A 23,624-nucleotide genomic window follows, 5' to 3' on the forward strand; every position below is an offset into this window, starting at 1 on the left:
GCCGCCTCAGCCGGTTCCGGTGGCGTCCTCGCCGCCGCGCAGCCCGTGCCGGTTCATCAGCCGGTAGAGGGTGACCCGGGAGATGCCGAGGTCGCGCGCGGCCGCCTGCAGGCGGCCGCTGTTGCGCAGCAGCGCACGCTCGATGGCGGCGCGCTCGCCTTCCAGCCGCGCCTCGCCCAGGGTCTGCAGCGCCACGCCCGCCTCCTGCAGGCGCAGGTCGCGCGCGGTGATCCGCGTGCCCTCGGCCATCACCACCGCCTGGCGCACGCGGTTCACCAGTTCGCGCACGTTGCCGGGCCAGCCGTGGTCGTGCAGCGCGCGCAGCGCGTCGCGGGTGAAGCCGCGAACCCGGCTCCCCGCCTCCCCCGTATGCCGGTCCAGCGCCCAGGCCGCCAGCAGCGCGATGTCGCCGCCGCGCTCGCGCAGCGGCGGCATGTGCAGCTCGATGACGCGCAGGCGGTGGTACAGGTCCTCGCGGAAGCGGCCGCGCTCGACCGCGGTCGCGAGGTCGACGTGGGTGGCGCAGATGATGCGCGCGTTCACCGCGACGTCCTCGTGGCCGCCCAGGCGCTGGATCGTGCCCTGCTCGAGGAAGCGCAGGAGCGAGGCCTGGGACTCCAGCGGCAGGTCGCCGATCTCGTCGAGGAACAGGGTGCCGCCGTCGGCATGCTCGAAGCGTCCGCGCTTGCGCTGGTTGGCGCCGGTGAACGCGCCGCGCTCGAAGCCGAACAGCTCCGACTGCACCAGGCTGTCGGGGATCGCGCCGCAGTTGATCACCACCAGCGGTGCGCCATGGCGGCGGGAATGCCGGTGGATCGCCGCGGCGGCGAGCTCCTTGCCGGTGCCGGTATCGCCGCCGATGCAGACCGGCGCATCGGTCAGCGCGGCGCGCTGCAGCTGGCGGTACAGGGCCTGCATCACCGGGCTGTCGCCGATCATGCCGTCCATCGACGGCAGCGGACGCGGCGCCGACACGCCGCGGTCCTCGAGCCGCGCCATGCCGTGGGCGTGCCCCAGCACCGTGGCCAGCAGGCCGTCGTCGCAGGGCAGCACCACGTAGTCGTGGCAGTGGTCGCGCACCAGCTGGCGGACCTGCTCCAGCCGCACCTGGCCCGGCGCCAGCCCGGCGACCCAGCCCAGGCCGCCGCGACCCAGCACCTCGCGGATGCGGTCCAGCGCGTGCGCGGTCGGCTCGGCGCCGCCGCGCAGGTCGAGCAGGCCGGCGCTGCAGCTGCCGCCGTCGGCCAGCAGGCCGGGGATCGCGTCGGCCGAGGACACCATCCGCGCCTCCCAGCCCCGCCCGCCCAGTCCGGCGGGCAGCGCCTCGACGACTCCGCTCCCCGCGACGACCCAATGGATGAATCCGCGCACTCCAGTGCGTCCAGGCATGCCGTTGCGCCGCACCCGCCCCCTTCGGATGGCCTCCCGTCTCCGTGTCCACCAGCCAACGCGCCTGCCTCCGCGAAGCGGACAGCACGACGCGCCGCCGGGGCGACGATCGCGCCGCGGCGCGGTCAGAAGCGGATCGGCAGCCGCGCGACCAGGGTGACGTCGGGGGTGTCGCGGGTCATGCCGGCGCCCAGCGCGATGTTGAGGCTGGTGCGCTCGCTGATCCGGTAGGTGGTGCCCAGCATCAGCGTGCCCAGCACCACCCGCACCGAACCGGGCAGGTCACTGCCGTTCTGCTGCGAGCGCTGCACGATGTTGTGGTCGTAGCCGATGCTGATCGCGGCGCGCTCGTTCAGGGCCAGGCCGACGCCCACGTTGAATCCGATGATGTCGCCCGCATCCACTTCGCCCAGGAACTCGGTCGTGGTCTGCGGGAAGCCTTCGGGCGCGCCGGTCAGCGTGGTGCGGGACACGTCCTTGCGCGCGAAGTTGTGCAGGTAGCTCAGGCTGCCGAAGAACACCACCGGGTCGGAGGCGTACATCCAGGTGACGCCTGGTTGCACCGAAGCGAAGCCGCTGCCCGTGGGCAACTCCAGCGGCAGGCCGGTGCCGGTGGCGTTGGCCACGCAGCGGGTGACGCAGTCGGTGGTGACGTCGAACAGGTCTTCGCCGGTGCGGGTCTTGTAGCGCAGCCAGAGCACGTAGAACGGCCGGTCGGCGCCCTTGTTGGGCAGCTGGTAGCGCGCCGTCATCTCGATGTCGCCGAGCCCGCTGCCGTCGGCGCTGAAGACGCTGTCCTGGGCGGAGCCGGTGAAGATCTCGCGGCTGACGGTGTCGCCGCGGAGGTACATGTACGGCACCTTCAGCTCGAGCTCGAAGCGGTTGGCGAGGCCATAGCGCGCCGCCAGGCCGACCGAGAGGCTGGTCGTCTTGACCTGGCGCACGTCGATGAGGCCGATCAGGATCGCCGGGATCACCGTGTAGCCGATCAGCGCCACGCGGTCATTGGAGTAATAGCCGGTCTGCAGCGAGGGCTCGAGCACCAGGGTGCCGCGCGGCGTGAGCACGCCCGGCTGGTCGAAGATCTGCGCGACCTCGGGCGGCCGCGTGGACTCCTCCGGCGCCTGCCCCACGGGCACCGGATGGTCTTCGCCGGACTGGCCAGCCACGACCGCCGCGGCCATCGCCGGTCCGGCCGGAAGCGCCGCTCCTGCCGCGCCGCGCGCGCGCAGGTCGTCCAGCCGCCAGGCGTCGACGCCGCCGCCGGCGCCCTCGTCCCAGCCGGTGCGCTGGCCCTGCACGTACTCGCGCAGCTCGCGGATCTGGCGCGCCTGTTCGTCGAGTCGCGCCTCCAGCGTGCGGATGCGCGCCTCGTCCGCCGCCGGCGCCCCGGCGTCCTGGGTCCAGGCCGGCAGCGGCATCGCCAGCGCCGCCGCCAGCAGGGCGAGTGCCGGGCCGCGGCCACGCGTGGCGGTCATGGCGTTCCCGCCGGACCCAGGCCGGCACGGCCCAGGGCTTCGCTGAAATTCATCGCCTGCAGCAGGCCGAGCGCCCCGGTGCCGGCATCGACCGTGGTCTGGACGCGGATCTGGGTCGCGTCCAGCGTGTTCTGGATGACCAGGCCCGCGCCCCCCGCCAGGGTGTCGAGGTTGCCGGGTCCCACCTGCACCACCTGCGTCTGCTGCAATTGGGCGAGCTCGCCTGCCTGGGCTTGGCTCATGCGCCCGACGTCGGGGATGTCGACCCTGAGCGACGCCACCAGCGCGCCGTTCACCCAGGCCTGGCGCTCGAAGCCGAATACGACCACCAGGCCCGACGGCAGCGCATAGCCGCCGCGCATCGCCGCGAGCCGCTCCGGGGCCACCGGTACCCAGCCGTCCGGCAGGGCGGGCTCCGCGGCCTCCGAGGGTGCCGGCCACCCCACCGCGGCCAGGGCCAGCAGCGCCGTCACCAGCAGCGGCCATCCAATGCGTCTGGCGGCACGAATCTTCATGTCAGATGTCCCCCGGTCCGCGGCGGCTGAGGACCACGTCCTGCAGGCCGGTGCGCTGTACCGCGCTCGCCAGCGGCGCCATCGGCGCCAGGCGCCAGTCGCGCGCGGCATTGAAGGCCGCGAGCTCGCGGCGGTTGTGGACCACGAACAGCACGCCGTTGTCCCACAGGCGCTCGAACTGGCGCCTGGGCAGCAGCCGCGTCCCGCGCGCGGGATCGCCGACCAGCACGCGACCGGCGCGCATTCCCTTGACCACCACGAAGTGGCGGTAGCCGCGGTCGTTGAGCAGCACGATCGCCGGCAGGCCTTCCTCGAGCAGGCGGTCCAGCGGCACCTCGAATCCGTCGGCGGCGTATCCCTGCGCCTCGAGATAGGCGCGCATGTCGAGCAGCGAGAACCCCTCGCGGCGGATCCGTGCCTGGTCGCCGCGGGCATACATCTCGCGGAACACCTCGGCCTCGCCGACCGGGTGCCCGTACTGGAAGGTCAGCAGGGTCGCGATCGCGGCCGAGCCACAGCTGAAGTCGTGCTGCTGCGGCACGGTGGTGCGGTAGCGCGCGGCCTTGAGGCTGGTCACGGGCACCGCGTAGCTGCCGCCGTAGGGCACGCGCACCTCGGCGGTCGACGCCTGCGCCGCTGCCGGCAGGGCCACCTGCCAGGCCAGGCCGGCGGCCAGCAGCAGCGTCGACGCCGCCGCGGCGGGCCGCTGCCTCACGGACCGCCCCCGCCGAACTGCACGTTGACCGCGGTGCCGCTCTGGATCAGCACGTTGGCCCCGCTGTTCTGGATCACGGTGTTGATGCCGGCCGCGTTGCCGAAGGCGCCACCGGTGACCGTGTTGGGGCCACCGACCGTGCCGACGGCGCTGTTGCCGTCCACGGTGCCGGTGTTGTTGGCCTCGACCACGACCACGCTCGACGACTCGCCGCCGCGCATGGCCTCGAGCGCCTGGCCGCCCAGCGCCTCGCCGAAGCCCTCGACCGCGACCGGCTCGCCCGGCGGCGACGCCAGCGCCAGCGCGCCGACGATGACTGGAATCACGATGACGGGCATGTCCGTCCTCCTGGACAGGGGCGAAGCGCGCCGCGGGGGGGGCCCCCCGCGGGCGCCCGGGCCCCGGCCCCGCCCGGGCCCGCCGGTGTGGTGGGCCGCCTCTCACGGTAACCACGATGCGGGGCTTTCCCTTCCTCCTGCACCGGGGCCACGCGCGCCGGGGGGTGGACCCGCGGCGCGCGCCTGGACCCGGACCCGTCAGGGACCGACGTTGAGGTTGGCCTGCACGGTCACGCCCTGCTGGATGAGCGAGGTCGCACCGCTGTTCTGCGCCAGCACCATGATGCCGGCCGCGGCGTTGGCCGAGCCGTCCATCGAGTTCGACATGTCGAAGGTGCCGCCATGCGCCCAGCTGGTGCCGCCTGCGCCGCCCGCTCCACCGGTGGCTTCCCCGCCGGTCGCGCTGCCGCCGCCCGCGCCGCCGCCGGCACCGCCGGTTCCGGAGCTGGCCGTGGCATCGCCGCTGCTGCCCGAGTTGTCGGCCGTGGTGTCGCCGCCGCTGGTGGTGCCGTCGGCCGAGGCCGTGGCGTCGCCCGCGGTGGCCGTGGCATCGGAGTCGGCCCAGCCCAGGTCGCCGTCACCGACGTCGCCGTCGGCACCGGCACTGGCCGAGGAGCCGGCCGACGACGAACCCTGCGTTCCGGCCCAGCCGGACGCCGACGAGTCACCGTCGCGGTCGCTGGACGCGTCGGCATCGCCGCTGTCGCCACCGTCACCCGCGGATCCACCTCCCGCCAGCGCCATGCCGCCGAGAGCCGCGCCGCCGGCTCCGCCGTCGGCGCCGCCGTTGTTGGTGGCGATGTTGCCGAACACCTGCACGCCGTTTCCGGACACGGTGGCGCTGAGGTTGGTGGTCGCGACCGCGGTACTGGTGTTGAACGAGCTCGCGATGCTCGTGCTGGCGGCACTGCCGTTGTTCGCGGACGCGGCGGACGCGCCCGAGGCGTCGGCCATGCCGGCGTTGTCGCGGCCGTCGCCGCTGCTGTTGTCTTCGGTATTACTGGCGTTGTTGTCGCCGGCGCCGCGTTCGTTCTGGGTGTTGTCCTGCGCCCATGCCTGGGCGGACAGTCCAAGGCACAGCACCACGGCCATGGCCAACATGCTCTTGCGGATGCGCATCGTCGTTCTCCTAGGGGGATTGTTGCGCCGGCCTGCATGGGGGAGGTCATGCAGGTCGGAGCCAAGCCACTCCCGCAGGTTTGGTGCCAGTCGCCTGCATCGATATGCAAGCAGCTGATCCGCAAGGGTTTTCGGGCTTGCGATCGATGTCGGCGGGCGCTGGCGCGCCGCGAAGGCCGCATTCCGCGCCGAGAAGGTTTCAGGCCTGCAACGCGGCGGGCCGTCCAGGCGGCGCATGGAGCCCCCACGCGAAGCCGGAGACCCGAGCGGAGCCGCACCGGCGAACGCGATCGCGCCCGGCGCGCTGGCGCCGGGCGGGTGTTTCATTGCTGCAACCTGCCACCGCCCGGGCGTCCGCGGACGCCACCGGCCGCGGGCGGTCGGGTCAGCGCGCCCCTGGCGCGCGGACGACGAAGTCGGCGCCGATGCGGCGGCCGTCCGACAGCAGGAACTCGACGCGGGCGACGTCACCTTCGGCCAGCGGCGCCACCGGACGCATCAGCATCAGGTGCAGGCCGCCCGGGCGCAGGACCGTTTCATCGCCCGCCGGGACCGGCATCCGCTGCACTGCGCGCATGCGGCTGACACCGTCGACGACGCGGGTCTCGTGCAGCTCCACGTTGGCGAAGGCGGCGCTGCGCGCACCGGTGACCACCACCGTCCCGGGGCACGGGTTCTGCACGCGGGCGAAGCCGGCCATCATCGGCATCGGCATCGGCGGCGCGCGCAGCCATCCTTCGGCGATGCGCGGCGTACAGGCGGCTCCATCCGTCGGCGGCGCGGGCTCGGCAGACCGCACATGCGGCGCAGCGACGAGGGTCAGCGCCAGCGACAGCAGCGCGTGCGGCAGGAGGCGGAGGGCGGTGTGCATGGGCCTATGATAGCCACCACTTCCAACCAGGGCCGCTGCATGCGCGCATCCATCGACACCATCGGTCACGGCGCCATCGTCGAACTGCGGCTTGCACGCCCGCCGGTGAACGCGCTCGACCCCGCGCTCTGCGAAGGCATTACCGTGGCGCTTCAGCGAGCCGTCGAGGCCGGCGCGCAGGGCATCGTGCTGTCGGGCGGCGACACGGTGTTCTCGGCCGGTCTCGACGTGCCGCACCTGATGGGCCTGGGCTCGCGCGACGCCGTCGGCGCGGCCTGGACCGGCTTCCTCGACGCCGCGCGCGCGATCGCCGCCTCGCCGGTGCCGGTGGTGGCCGCGATCACCGGCCACTCGCCCGCCGGCGGCTGCGTGCTGGCGCTGTGCTGCGACTACCGGGTCATGGCCGAAGGGCCGTTCCGGATCGGCCTCAACGAGACCCGGGTGGGCCTGGTCGCGCCCGACGGCATCCAGCACCTGATGCGCCGCGCGATCGGTGCCCACCGCGCGGAGCTGCTGCTGGTGACCGGCGAACTCGTGGACAGCGCACGTGCGCTGGACATCGGTCTGGTGGACGAACTCGCCGCACCGGCCGGGGTGGTGGCACGCGCCGTGGCCTGGCTGGAGGCCCTGCTCGCCCTGCCCCGCCAGCCGGTGCTGCGCACGCGCGCGATCGCGCGCGCCGACCTGCTGGCCGCGCTGGCCCCCGAGAACATCGACATCGAGACCTTCGTGGATGCCTGGAACGACCCTGACACCCAGGCCGGGCTGCGCGCGCTGGTGGCGCGCCTGGGCAAGTAGCGCGGCTCAGGCCGCGCCGGTGGAGACGGGGCGCGCGGGATCCTCGATCCAGCCGCTCCAGGAGCCGGTGTACAGGCCGGCGCCGTCGAGCCCGGCATGCGCCATCGCCAGCAGGTGGTGGCAGGCGGTGACGCCGGAGCCGCACATCACCACCACCCCCGACGCGTCGCGCGTTCCGAGCAGTCCCGCGAATTCGGCGGCCAGCGCATCGCGTGGCTTGAAGCGGCCGTCGACGAGGTTGCAGGCGTAGGGACGCGACGTGGCGCCCGGCACGTGGCCGGCGCGCCTGTCGATCGGTTCGACCTCGCCGCGGAAGCGCTCGCCGGCGCGCGCATCGAGCAGCAGGCCGCCGCCCTGCAGGTGCCGGTGCACGCGCGCGGCGTCGAACAGGCCCCGGCGGTCGAAGTCGACCGGATACGGCGTGGCCGCGGGCGCGAAGCGCGGCGGCTCCGCCTCGAGCGGCAGGCCGCGCGCGCTCCAGGCCTCGAAGCCTCCATCGAGCACGGCCACCCGCGCGTGGCCGGCCAGCCGCAGCAGGCACCAGGCACGGGCGGCGAAGGCCCCGTCGCCGGCGTCGTAGACCACCACCTGGTGCGCCGGCGTGATCCCGCGGGCCGCGAGCAGGCGTCCGAACTCCGCCGCGCCAGGCCAGGGGTGCCGCCCGGCGCCCGCTGCATGGGTGCCCGACAGGTCGCGGTCCAGGTGCACGTAGCGCGCGCCGGGGATGTGCGCCTGGTTCCAGGCGTTCTCGCCGGCCGACGCATCGGCCAGCGAGAAGCGCGCGTCGAGCACCACGAGCAGCGGGTCGCCCAGGGTCGGCGCAAGCACCTCGGCCTGCACCAGGGTGGTCCATCCGGTCGATCCGTTCATGGCAGTCCTCCAGCGGCCAGCAGGCGCTGGCGCAGGTTGTACAGGATCGAGGCGGTCGCGCCCCAGACCCGCTGCTCGGGTGCCGCCGCGTGGCGCTGGTATTCGAAGACCTGGCGTTCGCAGCCGCCGAAGGTGATCGCGATGCGGTCGAGGTTCTCCGGCGCCATCAGCCAGGACAGCGGCAGGCTGAAGACCTCGGCGACCTCGTCCGGCTGCGGCCGCGGCACGAAGCCGGCCGGCAGGCGGGCCACCACCGGCAGCACACGGAAGCCGGAGATCGTGGCCAGCGGATCGAGGTAGCCGAGCACCTGCGCCGCGTGCCGCGGCAGGCCGATCTCCTCCTCGGCCTCGCGCAGCGCGGCGGCCACCGGCCCGGCATCGCCGGGATCCACCCGTCCGCCGGGGAAGCTCACCTGGCCGCCGTGGTGGCGCAGGCCATCTTGGCGGCGGGTGAGGATGACGCGCGTCTCGCGCTCGCCGAGCAGCGGCACCAGCACCGCCGCGTCGGCCAGCGCCGCGCGCGCGGGCAGCAGGTCGCGCAGTTCGTCGAGGTTCCAGGCCGGGCCCACCGGCACGGCGTTGGGCGGCTCGAGCGCGGCCTGCAGCGCGGCATCGGCGGGCATCGGCGCCATCACCGGCCGCGCCGCTCCTCGCGCGCCGGCAGCACGGTGTCCATCATGTGATCGCGCTGCGCGTCGTCCATCGACAGCCAGGCCGCGATCTCGTCGCCGCTGCGCAGGCAGCCGTCGCACAGGCCCTCGTCGTCGAGGGTGCAGACGCCGATGCAGGGACTCTGCACGGCGCGGACTCGGGTGTTCATCCCGCCTCCCGGCGTTCCAGGGGTCCAGACGCGAACGCGCCGGCACGGGGCCGGCGCGTCCTTGGAGCGTTGGGGTGCGCGACGCGGGGCCGCGTACCGCTGCAGGGGCGCCAGCGGCGCCCCGCGGTCACTTGACGCTGACCAGCTTGACGTCGAACACGACGGCCTGGTTGGCCATGCGGCCGGCGCGGATGTCCGAGCCGTAGGCCTTCTCGCCCGGCATGACCACTTCCCAGCGCGAGCCGGCCGGCATCTGCAGCAGCGCCTCGCGCAGGCCCTCGAGCGGCACCTGGCTGACCTTCAGCGCGACCGGGCCGGGCGTCTGGCCCTGCGGCACCTGGTTGGTGTCGACCAGGACGGTGCCGTCGGGCAGCGAACCCTTGTAGGTCAGCTGCACGTCGCTGGCCTGGGTCGGCTTGGCGCCGTTGCCGGTTTCGATGACGCGGTACTGCACGCCACCCGGCAGGCTCTGCACGCCCGCCTTGGCCTTGTTCTGGGCGAGGAAGGTGTCGCTGGCGGTCTTGTTGGCGGCGGCGAGCTGGCGGAACTCGGCCTCCATCTTGGCCTGCTGGCGCTTCTGCATGTTCTCGACCGCGGTGCGCAGCTGGTCGACGGGAACGGTGGGCTCCTTCTTGCCGTACGCGTCCTGCAGCGCCTTGATGACGGTGTTGACGTCGACGGCTTCACCGCGCGCGGTCAGCTCGGCAAGCTCGGCGCCGGTGTTGTAACCGATCGCGTAGCTGAGCTTCCCCTTCTCGGAGGAGGTGTCCTGGGCGGCGGCCGTGCCGGCAACCAGGGTGGTGGCCGCAAGGGCGGCGGCAAGCAGGCGCAACTTCATTCGTGGGACTCTCCGGGATTGCAGATTGGGTGTGTCCGGTAGTTCGGAGGAGCGCGCTTGGCGCCCCGCCTGGACACGGTAGGATACTGGCGACCGTGCTTAACCGCCACTGACACCGCTGCCTCCGACCCCGCGCGGCGCCCGGAGTTCCCGGCGCCGCGCCCGACCACGAGTGATCCCATGTCCGACCTGATCCTGGCCGCCGACCACGGCGCCGTCCGCGTCCTCACCGTCAACCGCCCCGACAAGCTGAATGCGCTGAACCGGGCGACCCTGGAGGCACTGCAGGTGGCCTTCGATGCAGCCGCCGCGGACGACGCGGTGCGCGCCGTGGTGCTGACCGGCAGCGGCAGCCGTGCCTTCGTGGCCGGCGCCGACATCGCCGAGATGTCGGGACTCAGCGCAGTGAAGGCGCGCGACTTCTCGCTGGTCGGCCAGCGCCTCATGCGGCGCATGGAGCGCATGCCCAAGCCGGTGGTGGCGATGGTCAACGGCTTCGCCCTGGGCGGCGGACTGGAACTGGCGATGTGCTGCCACCTGCGCATCGCCGCCGACACCGCGAAGCTCGGCCTGCCCGAGGTGACCCTGGGCCTGCTGCCGGGCTTCGGCGGCAGCCAGCGCCTGCTGCGCCTGGCCGGCCGCGCCGCCGCGCTGGAGATGACGCTTACCGGCGCGCCGGTCGATGCCGACCGTGCGCGGGCGCTGGGCCTCGTCAACCGCGTCGTGCCGGCCGCGGAGCTGGAGACCGAAACCATGGCGCTGGCGACGCAGCTCGCCGGCAACGCGCCGCTGGCGATGCGCGGCATCCTCGACGCGATCCATGTCGGCGGCGAGTGCGCGATCGATGACGGCCTGGAATACGAAAGCGCGCAGTTCGGCCTGGCGTTCTCGACCGAGGATGCGCGCGAAGGCATGGGCGCCTTCCTCGAGCGTCGCAAGCCGGCGTTCAACAACCGCTGAGGCCGCCGTGGACGCGACACGGGCCCGGCGGATCCTGGCGCTTCTGCGCGCCGACGACGTCGACGCCGCGATCGCCGCGCGCCTGCCGGCCTTCGCGCCGCTGCCCGGGCTGACAGCAGACGAGAACCGGGCGCTGGCCGACGCCCGCGAGCGCCTGCTCGCGGCGTGGGCGGCACGCGAGCGTCATCGCGCGCGCGCAGAGCGCCTGGAGCGCATCGCGCAGGCCCGGGCCCGCGCACGCGAGACCAGGCAGGTGGCGCCGGCGGCGGATGTGGCGGCGCCGGATGGCGCGGGTGTGGCGGCGCCGGATGGCGCAAGCGTCGCGAGCCCCGCTGCACCCTCCCTGCCCCCCGCCGCCGCGGCGGCGCTGGCCCGCGCCCGCGCGCGCGTCGCGGGCGGCCAGGCATGAGCCTGCTGCGCGAGCGGCGCGGCCGGGTGATGCCCAAGGCCCACGTCGAAGATACCTTCGTGCGGCTGTCCGAGCTCAACCCGAACCCCAGGACCGAGCTGGAATACAGCACGCCCTACGAGCTGCTGGTCGCGGTGACGCTGTCGGCGCAGTCCACCGACGTGGGGGTCAACAAGGCGACGCGCCGGCTGTTCCCGGTGGCCAACACGCCGGCGGCGATCGCCGCGCTCGGCGAGGACGGCCTCAAGCCCTACATCAGCACCATCGGCCTGTACAACGCCAAGGCCGCGAACGTGGTGGCGATGGCCCGGCTGCTGCTCGAGCGCCACGGCGGCGAGGTGCCGCGCACGCGCGAGGCGCTCGAGGCCCTGCCGGGCGTCGGCCGCAAGACCGCCAACGTCGTGCTCAACACCGCATTCGGCCAGCCGACCATGGCCGTGGACACGCACATCTTCCGCGTCTCCAACCGCACCGGCCTGGCCCACGGCAAGGACGTGCGCGCGGTCGAGGACCGGCTGCTCAGGCGCGTGCCGGCGCGCTGGCTGCACGACGCGCACCACTGGCTGATCCTGCACGGGCGCTATGTCTGCAAGGCGCGCCGGCCGGAGTGCCCGGCCTGCGTGATCCGCGACCTCTGCACCTTCCCCGACAAGACGCGCGACGCGGAACCCCGCTGAGCGCCGCGCCGGCGGCCGTGCTCAGCGCGCGGCGGTCCAGGTGACGGTGACGGTCGGGTCCAGCGGCAATACCGTCTTGCTGGAGAAGCGCAGGGCGTCGGGGCCGGTCCAGCTGCAGGCCGAGACCGACGAGGCCGGGCCGAGGTAGCAGACCGGCCACAGCAGGGTCGACGGAACCGCCTTGCCGGCCACCTGCTCCGGCGAGAAACGCCACGCGCGCGAGGCGGCCTCGGCCGCGCGCGCCATCGCCCTTGAGACCGTGCCGGTTGCGGCGTGCACGCCCGCGTCGCGCACGCTGCCGTCCGCGGCCACCTCCAGGCGCAGCACCACCATGCCCTCGTTGCCGGCGAGCTGGTCGCGCACCGGATACGCCGGCGGCGTCATCGCGGCCAGCGCCGGACCGGTGGTGGCGGAGACCACGCGCCAGCTGCCATCCGCCGATTCGTCGACCACCACGCGCAGGTAGGTGCGCGTGCCTGCGGCGTCGCCCGAGGCGCCCGGGTTGAACACCCAGCCGCGCGCCTCGCGGACCAGGACATCACCCACCGCGCCGGACACGGGTCCGTGCGGGGAGACCTCGGCGACGCGGCCGTCGACGCCAAGGTCGACCGCGTAGGTATAGACCTGCTGCGTCGCCAGGTCTGCGCCGGATGCGAACGCGGCACAGGGCAAGGCAAGCCCGAGAAGAAGGAAATTGGTGGTCCGCTGCATGATGGAGCTCCCGCGCAAGGCGCCAGGTGGGTGATGCCCCGATCACACTACGCGTGGCCGCCTGGCGGGTTACAGCACGATTACAAACGACGGCCCTCATGACGGACGGCGCGGATGCGCCGACAAGCGGCCGCCCAGTCGTGCCCTGACACACGCAAAACCACTTCGTCGCCACCCACTTTCCCCCGGCAACCACGGGCGCACCCGCGTGCAGGCTCCCGGTCATGCGACATCCAGCGGTCTTGCGCCTGTCGCATGTGACGCCCGGAAAGCAGCTGCCATCCGCGTGCAAGAAAGCTGTCACGCACCGCCCCTAGTCTCCATCGGCGATTCATCCGGAACGCAGCGGTCGCTGCCCAGCAGGGCGCGCGCCGGCCGCGGTTCCACCGCTGCGTCCGCAGTCCATTTCTCCCGGAGACCTACCGATGTCCATGCGCCACAGTTCCAGGACCCTTGTCATGACCTTCGGCGCGGCGATCGCGCTGAGCGCCTGTGGCGGCGGTGCCGACCGCGTCGCCTCGCCGGGCGAAGGCGCATTCCCGCCGCCGACCGCGCCGCCGCCGAGCAACCCGCCCCCGACCGAGCCGCCGCCGACCACGCCGCCGCCGACCGGCCCGGCCGCGTCCTGCCCCGACGGCTTCCGCAACATCGGCACCATCGCCGAGTCCCGCGCCTGCGAACTGCCCGAGCGCATCATCGGCGAGCTCACCGTGCGCAAGGCGGCCGGCACCGTCTACGCCATCAACGGCGCGGTCCACGTCGGCGAGGACATGGGCGGTGACGTCGCGACGCCGCGCGCCGGTGCCCGCGAAGGCATCCTCAACATCGAGCCGGGCGTGACCCTGTACGCCTCGGCCGGCCCCGACGCGCTGATCGTCAACCGCGGCTCGAAGATCTACGCGCTGGGCACCGCTGCCGAGCCGATCATCATGACCGCGAAGATTGACGTCGAAGGCCGCGCCGGCGACGAGACCGAAGGCCAATGGGGTGGTCTGGTGCTCGCCGGCCGAGCGCCGGTGAACACCTGCATCGGCGACTTCCAGCCCGGCACCGCGCAGTGCGAGACCCGCATCGAAGGCGGCGACCTGGGCATGTACGGCGGCAACGCGACCACCGACAACTCGGGCACGGTGCAGTACATGCAGATCCGCTACTCGGGCTTCGCCTTCTCGGGCGGCAACGAGCTGCAGGGCCTGACCATGGGCGGCGTCGGCAGCGGCACCACGATCGAGTACGTCCAGGTGCACAACAGCTCCGACGACGGCATCGAGATCTTCGGCGGCTCGGTCAACGGCCGCCGCATCGTGGTCACCGGTGCCAGCGACGACAGCCTGGACATCGACTCGGCCTGGAACGGCGCCGTGCAGTTCGGCATCGTGGTCCAGCGCGACAGCACCGGCGACAACCTCAACGAGTGGTCGGGCACCAACAGCAGCAACACCATCCCGCTGACCGCCGCCCAGTACTCCAACCCGCACGTCGCCAACTTCACCTACGTCGGCCGCGCCGGCGGCAGCAGCGGCAACGGCTCGGGCTTCACCGTGAACCTCGGCGCGCGCGCGGAGATCTACAACACGGTGGTCACCCGCAAGCCGGGCGGCACGGGCAAGGGCCTCACCTGCCTCAGCATCGAGACTCCGGAGCGCGGCACCACCGCGGTGCTCGAGTCGGTGTTCTTCGCCTGCCCGAACACCTTCAACAACGCCGCCGCCGAGGCCTCCTTCACCGCGGGCGTCAACACCGTGGCCGGCAACTCGACCCTGACCAACGTGTTCGTCAACGGCGCCAACGAAAGCGCCGTGCCGGCGGCCGCCAACCTGCCGGGCAAGCACCCCTTCCTGCAGCAGGTCGACTACATCGGCGGCGTCAGGGACGCGAACGACACCTGGTGGCAGGGCTGGACCTGCGGCCTGACCGCAGACAAGCCCTGCTGACCGGGCCGGATGTTCCAGCAAGGGGCGGCCTTCGTGGCCGCCCCTCCCGTATACGCCGGCCCCGATCCCGCACAGCCCAAGGTCCCACTATGAAGCGCACTCCGTCACGCAGCGGCCTGTCCGTCGCGATCACCACCCTCCTTGCCTGCCAGGTCTCATGGGCCCAGCAGCCCGAAGCCCCCGGCGGCCAGGCCACGGTGCCGTCCCAGGCCACGATCGTGCACGCGACGATCGCGCAGTCGGCGGCCAGCGCCGCCGCGCAGGCGAGCGATGCGACGACGTCCGGGCAGTCGGCGCCAGGACAGGTCGGCGCCGGACAGGCCGTGCAACTCGACGCCGTCGAGGTGCGTGGCGAGTACATCCCCGAGCCGATGCTGCAGACCGCCGAGGTCGCCTCGTTCGTCACCCGCGAGGATTTCGTCCGCACCGGCGACTCCGACGCCGCGGATGCCCTGCAGCGCGTGTCGGGCGTGAGCATCGTCGGCGACAGGTTCGTCTACGTGCGCGGCCTGGGCGAGCGCTATTCTTCGGCGCTGCTCAACGGATCGCCCCTGCCCAGCCCGGAGCCGATGCAGCGCGTGGTGCCGCTGGACCTGTTCCCGGCCGAGGCCCTGCAGTCGATGACGGTGCAGAAGACCTACTCGGCGCGCTATCCCGGCGAGTTCGGTGGCGGCGTGGTCGACCTCAGGACGCTCAACATCCCCGACGAGCCCTTCTTGAAGGTCAGCGTGGGCGGCGGCGGCAACAGCGTGACCACTGGCGAGAAGGGTCTCACCTACTACGGCGGCGGCGGCGACGACTACTGGGGCTACGACGACGGCACGCGCAAGACGCCGCGCGCCCTGCAGGATGCGATCGCCACCGGCAAGCGCATCGACCGCACCAACTTCGGCAACGAGGACCTGGCGCGCATCGGCCGCAGCTTCGAGAACGCCAGCCTGAACCTGCTGCAGGAAAACGACAGCATCGATCCCGACGCCAACTTCGGCTTCAGCGCCGGCTGGTCCGGCGACATGGGCGACGACGCGCGTCTCGGCCTCATCGCCGTGGCCGGTTTCGACAACGAATGGCGCACCATCTTCGGCGACCAGGAGCAGGGCGTGTTCCTCGGCGACAACGCCGAGACGCTCTCCTATGCCAAGGACTACGAGTTCCTGAGCACCCGCAACAACGCGCGCGTCAACGGCCTGTTCGGCGTCGGCTACGCGCGGGGCAACCACCGGGTCGACCTGACCACGCTGTACGTGCACGACACGATCAAGGAAGCACGCAGCCGCGCCGGCATGGACTACGTCTCGGGCTACGGCTACCGCGAGGACGACACGCGCTGGTTCGAGCGCGAGATGATCAACCACCAGCTCAGCGGCAGCCACGCGTTCGGCGAGTACGGCGACGTCAAGCTGGAATGGCGCGGCGCCTGGGCGCGGGCGACCCGCGACGTGCCCTACGAGAAGCAGATCGGCTTCCGCGACGAGGGTGACGGCTACTGGGCCTACTCGGTGCGCAACCAAGAGAACTTCACCCGTTTCAGCGCGGTGGAGGACCAGGTCGCCAGCGGCGGCGTCGACCTGACCTGGCGCCTGCCGGTCGAGCGCGAGCTTACGCTTGCCGCCGGCGCCTCGTACATGGACAACGACCGCAACGCCTGGTCGCGAGAGTTCCGCTTCTTCGCCGGCGACGGCCCCGGCAACGGCGCCCAGCTGCCCGTCCACTTCCCGTACCAGCGCCCCGACTACCTGTTCTCCGACTACAACCTGAGCCAGGGCTGGCTGCGACTCGAGGAGACCACGGGCCTGGGCGGCCAGGCCGCCTACGACGCGACCCTCAAGGTGCTGGGCACCTATGTGCAGCTGGAGGGCGAGATCACCCCCAACCTGCGTGGCACCTTCGGCATCCGCCACGAGGACGCCACCCAGGCGGTGCATCCCTACGACATCTACACCGGCGCCCGCGCCGGCGCAATCGCACCACTGGAGAACGACTACGTGCTGCCGGCGCTGACCCTGACCTGGAACATCGCCGACAACCGCCAGCTCCGCTTCGGAGCCTCGCAGACCATCGCCCGGCCGCAGTTCCGCGAGCTGTCGCCGCAGCTGTACACCGACCCGGACAAGGACCGCCAGCTGTACGGCAACCCCTGGCTGGTCGACAGCGAGCTGACCAACCTCGACGCCCGCTACGAATGGTTCTTCGGCTCGGGCGAGTACTTCACCGCCGGCCTGTTCCACAAGCAGATCGACAAGCCGATCGAGGCGATCATGTTCACCGGTGGCGGCGACGCCCTGTGGCAGACCTTCGTCAACGCGCCCGAGGCCACGGTCTACGGCGCGGAGCTGGAGTTCAGGAAGTACTTCGACCCGGCGTTCGCGGCGGAGTGGTGGGACGGCAACCGCCTGTATCTCGCCACCAACTACACCTGGACGCAGTCCGAAGTGAGCGCCGCCGAAGGCGACACCGTGGCGCTCGACAGCGGCACCGGCATCACCCAGCCGGCGCGCAGCCTGATCCTCGACGGCAGCGCGCTGCAGGGCCAGTCGGAGCACATCGCCAACCTCCAGCTCGGCATCGAGAACACGGCCAAGGACCTTCAGGCCACGCTGATCGCCAACTACGTCAGCGAGCGCATCTCGGCGCGCGGCAACAACCTGCGCCAGGACCTGATGGAAGAGCCGGGCCTGACCCTGGACTTCGTGCTGCGCAGGACCATGCGCTTCGGCGAGACCCCGGTGACCCTGGGCTTCGCGGCCCGCAACATCCTCGACAACGAGGTCGACGAGTACATCGAGGGTGGCGGCGGCCAGAAGATCCACGTGCTGCGCTACGACCCGGGCGTCTCGTACTCGTTCAGCATCTCGACCGGGTTCTGAGCGGATGGCGGGCGGCGGGCCGCGCGCCCCACCTCGGAGCGGCCGCCGCCCATGCGACCGCAATGTGTCACCTGAAACCAGCCTGTCACGAAACGTTCGCATGCTGTCGCAGCGGCGCGGCCCTCGCGCCAGGACGACCGGACATGCCCACGCTTTCCGCCCTTCGAGATCCCCACGTCGTGCTGGCCAGGCTTGGCGGCCGGGACAGGCTGGTGCGCGCGATCGAAGTCGTCATCGTGGTCCTGCTGGCATGCCAGGCCGCGCGCCTGGCGTGGCTGCTGCTGCCGCCTGCACCCCCGACGTCCGCCGCGGCGGACTTGATCCCCCGACAGCACGCCGAACCCGCGCGCCTGTCGATCGACGCCTTCCATCCCCGGCGCGATGCCACGACGCCCGCCGACACCTCGGGCCTGCGCCTGTTCGCGGTCCGCCCCGCGGCGACCGGTGGCAGCGCCATCCTCGCGCTGCGTGACGGTCCGCAGCGCAGCCATGCCGTCGGCGAGGAAGTCGCCCCGGGCGTGGTGCTGGCCGGGGTGCAGGCCGACCACGTGCTGCTCGACGACGGCGGCAGCCGGCATGCGCTGCACTTCGTGCTGCCGGAGGGAACGCCGGTGCGCGTGCCGGCGCCGGTCACGCCGGCGACCGCCGGAGCGAGCGCCGCGCTGCGGTCGGCCGCACCGGCCGCCGTCGCGCCCGTGCCCGAAGTCGATCCGGCGGCACTGCTGGGTGCCATGGGGCTGCGTCCGGAGGAGACCGACGGCCGCGTCGCCGGCTACACCGTGGTTCCGCGCGGCAACGACGCCGTCCTGCGCCAGGCCGGACTGCAGGCCGGCGACGTGCTGCTGTCGGTCAACAACGAGGCGCTGGATGCCGAGCGCCACGCGGCCCTGGCCGAGACCCTGGGCCGCGCCTCCACCATCACCTTCACCTACCGCCGCGACGGCCAGATCCGCAGCGCGACCCTGCAGGCACCGACACCGTGAACCCGCGATTCCTCGCCGCCGCCCTCGTCCTCGCGCTGGCGGCGCATCCCGCCCCCCAGGCCTACGCCCAGTCGGGCGCTGGCGTGACCGCGCAGGACGCCGACATCCGCGCCTTCATCCAGGACGTGGCGCGCGCCACCGGCACCACCTTCATCATCGATCCCGCCGTGCAGGGCAGCGTCAGCATCACCCGCGACGTCGCCATGGACGAGTCGGAGCTGCTCGGGGTGCTGCTCGCGGTGCTGCGGGCCAATGGCCTGGTCGCGCTGAGCGCCGGCCCCGGCGCGTACCGGGTGGTGCCCGACGCCCAAGCGCTGCAGTCTCCCGGCGGCGGCTACGGCGCATCCGCCTTCACCACCCAGGTGCTGCCGCTGTCGACCGTCGACGCGCGCATCGCCGCCGAGACCCTCAAGCCGCTGATCGGCCGCGGCGGCGTGGTGGCGCCGACGCCCCAGGGCAACGCGCTGCTGATCGCCGACTACGCCGACAACATCCGACGCATCCGCGGCCTGGTCGCGCAGATCGACAGCGACACCGCCGGCATCGACACCGTGACGCTGCGCAACAGCTCGGCGCGCGAAGTCGCGGCCACCGTCACCCAGCTGTTTGGCGGCGGCGAAGGCCGCGGCGGCCAGCTGTCGATCCAGGCCGTCGAGGGCAGCAATTCGATCGTGGTGCGTGGCGCGCCGAGCGCCGTGCAGCGCGTGGTGCAGACCATCCTCGAGCTCGACCGCCGCGCCGAGCGCACCGGCGGCGTGCGCGTGGTGCGCCTGCAGCACGCCAGCGCCGAACAACTGCTGCCGGTGCTGCAGCAGCTGGTCGGCCAGTCGCCCGACGGCGACGGCGCCGCCGGCTCCGCGGCCGCAGGCACGGCGGCGGCGGGCGACACCACCAGCGCCCAGGTGATCAGCGCGATGCCCGGCAAGCGCCCGACGATCGTGCGCTATCCCGGCTCCAACGCGCTGATCATCAACGCCGACCCCGAGACCCAGCGGCTGCTGGTCGATGTCATCACCCAGCTCGACACCCGCCGCGAACAGGTGCTGGTGGAGGCGATCGTGGTCGAGATCTCCGACAACGCCGCGCGCCGACTCGGTGCCCAGTTGCTGGTGGCGGGCAAGGAAGGCAGCAACGTGCCCTTCCTCGCCACCCAGCACCCCGGCGCCGGCACCGGGATCATGCCGCTGGCTGGCGGCTGGTATGCCGAACAGCAGCGCCGGGCAGGCAACGGCGACGACGACGGCGTGCTCGACCTCGCCCGCCGCGCGGCGGTGCAGTCGCTGCTGGGCATCAACGGTGCGCTCGGCGGCATCGCCGGCAGCAACGACAACGCGACCTTCGGCCTGATCATCGACGCGGTGAACAGCGACACCGGGTCCAACCTGCTGTCCACGCCCTCGATCCTGACCCTCGACAACGAGGAGGCGCGGATCCTCGTCGGCCAGGAAGTGCCGACCACCAGCGGCGAGGTGCTGGGCGACAACAACTCCAACCCCTTCCGCACCATCGAGCGCCAGGACGTGGGCATCCAGCTCGAGGTCACGCCGCAGATCAACGCCGGCGGCGGCATCACCCTGACCCTGCGCCAGGAAGTGTCGTCGATCGCCGGCCCGGTCAGCGACGACTTCTCGGAGCTGGTGCTCAACAAGCGCGAGGTCGAGACGCGGGTGCTGGTCGACGACGGCGAGATCGTCGCGCTGGGCGGGCTGCTCGACCAGAGCGACCGCAACACGCTGTCGAAGGTCCCGCTGCTGGGCGACATCCCGATCGTCGGCCACCTGTTCCGCCACCGCTCGCGTTCGCGCGACAAGACCAACCTCATGGTGTTCATCCGCCCGACCATCGTGCGCAGCACCGCCGACGCGCAGGCGATGAGCGCCGGGCGCTACGGCTACATGCGCGGCCAGCTGCCGGTGATGGGCGAGCGCGAGACCGCGCTGGACGAGCTGGTGCGGGATTACCTGCGAACGACGCCACCGTCGATGCCGGGCCCTGCGATGCCCGCGCCCGCACCTGCGCCCCTCTCCGCGCCTGTCGCCGCGCCGGTGTCGCCGTCTCCCGCCGCCGATCCCGAATGAGCGAACCTCTTCCCGCACTCGCCTACGCCTTCGCCAAGCACCAGGGCGTGGTGCTGCTGGCGCTGGGCGCGCGCGCGCGCGTGGGGCTGCGCGAGGACGCCGATCCCGTGGTCCTGCTGGAAGTGCGGCGCAGCCTGGGCGTGGAGCTCGACGTCGAAGTGCTGCCACGCAGCGTCTTCGACTGCCGCCTGTCCGAGCTCTATGCCGACGCCGCCATGGCCGGCGCCGGCGGCGAACTGGATCTCCCCGGCGACCTCGACGCGCTGGCCGGCGACATCCCCGCCACCGCCGACCTGCTCGACGCGCAGGACGACGCGCCGGTGATCCGCCTGATCAACGGCCTGATCGCCGAAGCCGCGCGCATCGGCGCCTCCGACGTCCACATCGAACCCTTCGAATCCGGCCTGGTCGTGCGCATGCGCGTGGACGGCGTGATGCGCGAGGCGCTGCGCCTGCCCGGCCGCATCGCCCCGCTGCTGGTGTCGCGCGTGAAGGTGATGGCGCGCCTGGACATCGCCGAGAAGCGCCTGCCGCAGGACGGCCGCATCGGCCTGACGATGGGCAGCAAGGCGCTGGACGTGCGCGTGTCCACCCTGCCCGCGCGCGGCGGCGAGCGTGTGGTGATGCGCATCCTCGACAAGGACCAGGGCACGCTGACGCTGGAGGGCCTGGGCATGCAGGCGCACGTGCTCGAAGCGCTCCGGCGCGCGCTTCGACAGCCCAACGGCATCGTGCTGGTGACCGGCCCCACCGGCGCCGGCAAGACCACCACGCTGTATTCCGCGCTGGCCTCGCTCAACGACGGCCGCCGCAACATCCTGACCGTCGAGGACCCGGTCGAGTACGCCATCGACGGCGTCGGACAGACCCAGGTCAACGCGCGCGTGGGCATGAGCTTCGCCACCGGGCTGCGCGCCATCCTGCGCCAGGATCCGGACGTGGTGATGGTCGGCGAGGTGCGCGATCCCGAGACCGCACAGATCGCGGTGCAGGCGAGCCTCACCGGCCACCTGGTGCTGTCGACCGTGCACACCAACGACGCGCCGGGCGCGGTCACGCGATTGCGCGACATGGGCATCGAACCCTTCCTGCTGGCCTCGAGCCTGCGCCTGGTGCTGGCCCAGCGCTTGCTGCGGCGGCTGTGCACGGCATGCCGCGAACCCGTCACCGGCGAGGGCCGCACCAGCGCGCTGCGACTTCTGGTTGCCGGCCGCGACGCCCATCGCGTTGGGTCCGTGGCCGACGCCAACGTCAACGCCGATGTCGATGCCGACACAAACATCGACGCCACGCTCTACCGCGCAACCGGCTGCGCCCTGTGCAGCCACACCGGCTACGCCGGCCGCCTGGGCATCCACGAAGCGCTGGAGATCGACGAGCGCCTGCGCCAGCTGATCGGTGGCAACGCCGACGAGGATGCCCTTGCCGCCGCGGCCTTTGCCGGCGGCCAGCGCCTGGGCGACGCGGCCCGTGCCGCCGTGCTGCGTGGCGAGACCACGCTCGAGGAAGCCATGCGCGTCACCCGCCAGGAGTTGCAGGACCATGGCGGCGTTTGAGTATTCCGCGCTCGACGTCCAGGGCAGCAGCCGCGAGGGCGTGGTCGACGCCGGCAATGCCGCCGAAGCGCGGCGCCTGCTGGAAGACCGCCGCCTGCTGCCGGTGCGCATCGAGGCCGCCACCGTGCGGGCGGAGCAGGCGTCGCGCGGCGGCGGCCGGTTCCGCGCCAAGGACCTCACCCTGCTCACCCGCCAGCTCGCCACCCTGGTGGCCGTGGCGCCGCTGGAGGAAGCGCTGCGCACCATCGGCAGCCAGTCCGAGCGCGCGCCGGTGCGCCGCGTGGTCATGGCCACGCATGCGCGCGTGGTCGAGGGCTTCCGGCTGTCCGATGCGATGGGCCGCGAGCCGCGCGCGTTCCCGCCGCTGTACCGCGCCATGGTCGCGGCGGGCGAAGGCACCGGCGCGCTGCCGCAGATCCTCGAGCGCCTGGCGGACCTGCACGAGCGCGACCAGCAGGTGCGCGGCAAGCTGGTCTCGGCCCTGGTCTACCCGGCCGCGCTGGCGGTGACCGCGGTGCTGGTGGTGATCGCACTGATGGTCTTCGTGGTGCCGAAAGTCGTCGAGCAGTTCGAGTCGATGGGCCGCGAGCTGCCGCTCCTCACGCGCCTGGTCATCGGCGTGTCCGAACTGCTGGTGGCCGGGTGGCTGCCGCTGCTGGTGCTGCTGGCGGCAGCCGCGTTCGCCACGACGCGGCTGCTGCGCCGACCCGCGCTGCGCCGCCGCTTCGACGGCGCGCTGCTGCACCTGCCGCTGATTGGCCGCCTGCTGCGCGACGTCCACGCCGCGCGCATGGCACGCACGCTGGCCACCATGTCGGACAGCGGCCTGCCGCTGATCGAGGGCCTGGCGATCACCGCGCGCACCGTCGGCAACAGCGTGCTGCGCGAGGCCACCGAGTCGATGGTCGAGGTCATCCGCGAGGGCGGCAGCCTGTCGGGCGCGATGAAGCGCGCCGCGGTGTTCCCGCCGACGCTGCTGTACATGGCCACCAGCGGCGAGGACAGCGGGCGCCTGGCGCCGATGCTCGACCGCGCCGCCGACTACCTCGAACGCGAGTTCAACACCTTCACCACGGCGGCGATGAGCCTGCTCGAACCCCTGATCATCATCGTGCTGGGCGCGATGGTGGCGGTGATCGTGCTGGCCATCCTGCTGCCGATCCTGCAGTTCAACGCCCTCGTGGCCGGCTGACCGGAGGCCGACATGCACCACCGCACCCACCCCTTCCTTCCTGCATCCCGCCTGCGTCGCCACCACGCCACGCGCGCGGGCCGTCATCGCGGTGCCGGCTTCACCCTGGTCGAACTGATGGTCGCGATCGTGATCATCGGCCTGCTGTCGACGGTGGTGATGATCAACGTCATGCCCAGCCAGGACCGCGCGATGGCCGAAAAGGCGCGCGCCGACATCTCGGTGCTCGAGCAGGCGCTGGAGACCTACCGGCTCGACAACATGGCCTACCCGACCACCGCGCAGGGGCTGGACGCACTGCTGACGGCGCCATCGGGCCTCGCGCGGCCGGAGCGCTACCGCAAGGGCGGCTACATCCGCCGCCTGCCGGAGGATCCGTGGGGCCAGGCCTACCAGTACCGCCAGCCCGGCCGCAGCGGCGGCTTCGATGTCTACTCCTTCGGCGCCGACGTGGCCGAGGGCGGCGACGGCGACGGCGCCGACATCGGCAACTGGCGCTGAGGCCG

Annotated in this window: 21 protein-coding genes and 1 pseudogene; 11 read left to right on the plus strand and 11 right to left on the minus strand. The window is 72.6% G+C overall.

Annotation, left to right across the window (positions count from 1 at the left end):
- Positions 1–6: 6 nt before the first annotated feature.
- The 7 genes from JG616_RS02995 to JG616_RS03025 all read right to left on the minus strand — a co-directional run bounded on the left by JG616_RS02995 (position 7) and on the right by JG616_RS03025 (position 6,425).
- Positions 7–1,371: a sigma-54 dependent transcriptional regulator gene (locus JG616_RS02995; protein WP_199391631.1), complete on the minus strand. Its 1,365-nt coding sequence runs from the start codon at positions 1,369–1,371 to the stop codon at positions 7–9.
- Between the two features lie 143 nt (positions 1,372–1,514).
- Positions 1,515–2,867, minus strand: a complete 1,353-nt coding sequence (locus JG616_RS03000; RefSeq protein ID WP_199361240.1) for an autotransporter outer membrane beta-barrel domain-containing protein — start codon at positions 2,865–2,867, stop codon at positions 1,515–1,517.
- Positions 2,864–3,382 (minus strand): hypothetical protein, encoded by a 519-nt coding sequence (locus JG616_RS03005; RefSeq protein WP_199361238.1) that lies wholly within the window; start codon positions 3,380–3,382, stop codon positions 2,864–2,866. The genes JG616_RS03000 and JG616_RS03005 overlap by 4 nt, the downstream gene beginning before the upstream one ends.
- Before the next feature lies 1 nt (position 3,383).
- Positions 3,384–4,097, minus strand: a complete 714-nt coding sequence (locus JG616_RS03010) for a C39 family peptidase (protein WP_234446597.1) — start codon at positions 4,095–4,097, stop codon at positions 3,384–3,386.
- A complete protein-coding gene (locus JG616_RS03015) occupies positions 4,094–4,435 on the minus strand; it encodes a hypothetical protein (protein ID WP_199391632.1) in 342 nt (113 codons plus the stop codon). The genes JG616_RS03010 and JG616_RS03015 overlap by 4 nt, the downstream gene beginning before the upstream one ends.
- A gap of 198 nt (positions 4,436–4,633) precedes the next feature.
- Positions 4,634–5,554 (minus strand): hypothetical protein, encoded by a 921-nt coding sequence (locus JG616_RS03020; protein ID WP_199391633.1) that lies wholly within the window; start codon positions 5,552–5,554, stop codon positions 4,634–4,636.
- A 385-nt stretch (positions 5,555–5,939) separates the two neighbouring features.
- Positions 5,940–6,425, minus strand: coding sequence for a copper chaperone PCu(A)C (locus JG616_RS03025; protein WP_199391634.1), 486 nt, complete (start codon positions 6,423–6,425; stop codon positions 5,940–5,942).
- A 39-nt stretch (positions 6,426–6,464) separates the two neighbouring features.
- Between JG616_RS03025 and JG616_RS03030 the strand changes: the two genes are divergently transcribed.
- Complete coding sequence (locus JG616_RS03030; RefSeq protein WP_199391635.1) at positions 6,465–7,223, plus strand: enoyl-CoA hydratase/isomerase family protein; 759 nt, start codon at positions 6,465–6,467, stop codon at positions 7,221–7,223.
- 6 nt (positions 7,224–7,229) lie between these two features.
- Here JG616_RS03030 and JG616_RS03035 read toward each other — a convergent pair whose 3' ends face one another.
- From JG616_RS03035 to JG616_RS03045, 3 genes and pseudogenes are all read right to left on the minus strand, one after another.
- Complete coding sequence (locus JG616_RS03035; protein WP_199391636.1) at positions 7,230–8,093, minus strand: sulfurtransferase; 864 nt, start codon at positions 8,091–8,093, stop codon at positions 7,230–7,232.
- Positions 8,090–8,913: pseudogene (locus JG616_RS03040) on the minus strand (CoA pyrophosphatase). Before JG616_RS03040 ends, JG616_RS03035 begins: the two are co-directional and overlap by 4 nt.
- A 127-nt stretch (positions 8,914–9,040) precedes the next feature.
- Positions 9,041–9,751: an FKBP-type peptidyl-prolyl cis-trans isomerase N-terminal domain-containing protein gene (locus JG616_RS03045; protein ID WP_199361221.1), complete on the minus strand. Its 711-nt coding sequence runs from the start codon at positions 9,749–9,751 to the stop codon at positions 9,041–9,043.
- 180 nt (positions 9,752–9,931) lie between these two features.
- On the opposite strand from JG616_RS03045, the gene JG616_RS03050 reads away from it, so the two are divergent.
- Genes JG616_RS03050 through nth form a run of 3 tightly spaced genes read left to right on the plus strand, consistent with a single transcriptional unit; the run spans position 9,932 to position 11,797 of the window.
- Positions 9,932–10,711: an enoyl-CoA hydratase-related protein gene (locus JG616_RS03050; protein WP_199391637.1), complete on the plus strand. Its 780-nt coding sequence runs from the start codon at positions 9,932–9,934 to the stop codon at positions 10,709–10,711.
- A 7-nt stretch (positions 10,712–10,718) separates the two neighbouring features.
- Entirely contained in the window at positions 10,719–11,120 is a 402-nt protein-coding gene (locus JG616_RS03055; RefSeq protein ID WP_199391638.1) for a hypothetical protein, read from the plus strand.
- Positions 11,117–11,797, plus strand: coding sequence for an endonuclease III (nth, locus tag JG616_RS03060; protein WP_199391639.1), 681 nt, complete (start codon positions 11,117–11,119; stop codon positions 11,795–11,797). Before JG616_RS03055 ends, nth begins: the two co-directional genes overlap by 4 nt.
- Positions 11,798–11,818: 21 nt before the next feature.
- Here nth and JG616_RS03065 read toward each other — a convergent pair whose 3' ends face one another.
- Positions 11,819–12,508, minus strand: coding sequence for a TonB family protein (locus tag JG616_RS03065; RefSeq protein WP_199391640.1), 690 nt, complete (start codon positions 12,506–12,508; stop codon positions 11,819–11,821).
- Between the two features lie 425 nt (positions 12,509–12,933).
- Between JG616_RS03065 and JG616_RS03070 the strand changes: the two genes are divergently transcribed.
- The 7 genes from JG616_RS03070 (at position 12,934) to gspG (ending at position 23,619) form a co-directional block, all read left to right on the plus strand.
- A complete protein-coding gene (locus tag JG616_RS03070) occupies positions 12,934–14,442 on the plus strand; it encodes a hypothetical protein (RefSeq protein ID WP_199361210.1) in 1,509 nt (502 codons plus the stop codon).
- Between the two features lie 89 nt (positions 14,443–14,531).
- Positions 14,532–17,309: a TonB-dependent receptor gene (locus JG616_RS03075; RefSeq protein ID WP_199361208.1), complete on the plus strand. Its 2,778-nt coding sequence runs from the start codon at positions 14,532–14,534 to the stop codon at positions 17,307–17,309.
- Between the two features lie 143 nt (positions 17,310–17,452).
- Positions 17,453–18,292 (plus strand): type II secretion system protein N, encoded by an 840-nt coding sequence (locus JG616_RS03080; protein ID WP_199391641.1) that lies wholly within the window; start codon positions 17,453–17,455, stop codon positions 18,290–18,292.
- Positions 18,289–20,370, plus strand: a complete 2,082-nt coding sequence (gene gspD / locus JG616_RS03085) for a type II secretion system secretin GspD (protein ID WP_199391642.1) — start codon at positions 18,289–18,291, stop codon at positions 20,368–20,370. Before JG616_RS03080 ends, gspD begins: the two co-directional genes overlap by 4 nt.
- A complete protein-coding gene (locus tag JG616_RS03090) occupies positions 20,367–21,926 on the plus strand; it encodes an ATPase, T2SS/T4P/T4SS family (protein ID WP_199391643.1) in 1,560 nt (519 codons plus the stop codon). The genes gspD and JG616_RS03090 overlap by 4 nt, the downstream gene beginning before the upstream one ends.
- Positions 21,913–23,118: a type II secretion system inner membrane protein GspF gene (gene gspF, locus JG616_RS03095; RefSeq protein ID WP_199391644.1), complete on the plus strand. Its 1,206-nt coding sequence runs from the start codon at positions 21,913–21,915 to the stop codon at positions 23,116–23,118. The genes JG616_RS03090 and gspF overlap by 14 nt, the downstream gene beginning before the upstream one ends.
- Positions 23,119–23,130: 12 nt before the next feature.
- Positions 23,131–23,619, plus strand: coding sequence for a type II secretion system major pseudopilin GspG (gene gspG / locus JG616_RS03100; RefSeq protein ID WP_199391645.1), 489 nt, complete (start codon positions 23,131–23,133; stop codon positions 23,617–23,619).
- The last annotated feature ends 5 nt before the right edge of the window (positions 23,620–23,624 follow it).

This window comes from Luteimonas sp. MC1895, from assembly GCF_016457215.1.
Lineage (GTDB): Bacteria > Pseudomonadota > Gammaproteobacteria > Xanthomonadales > Xanthomonadaceae > Luteimonas.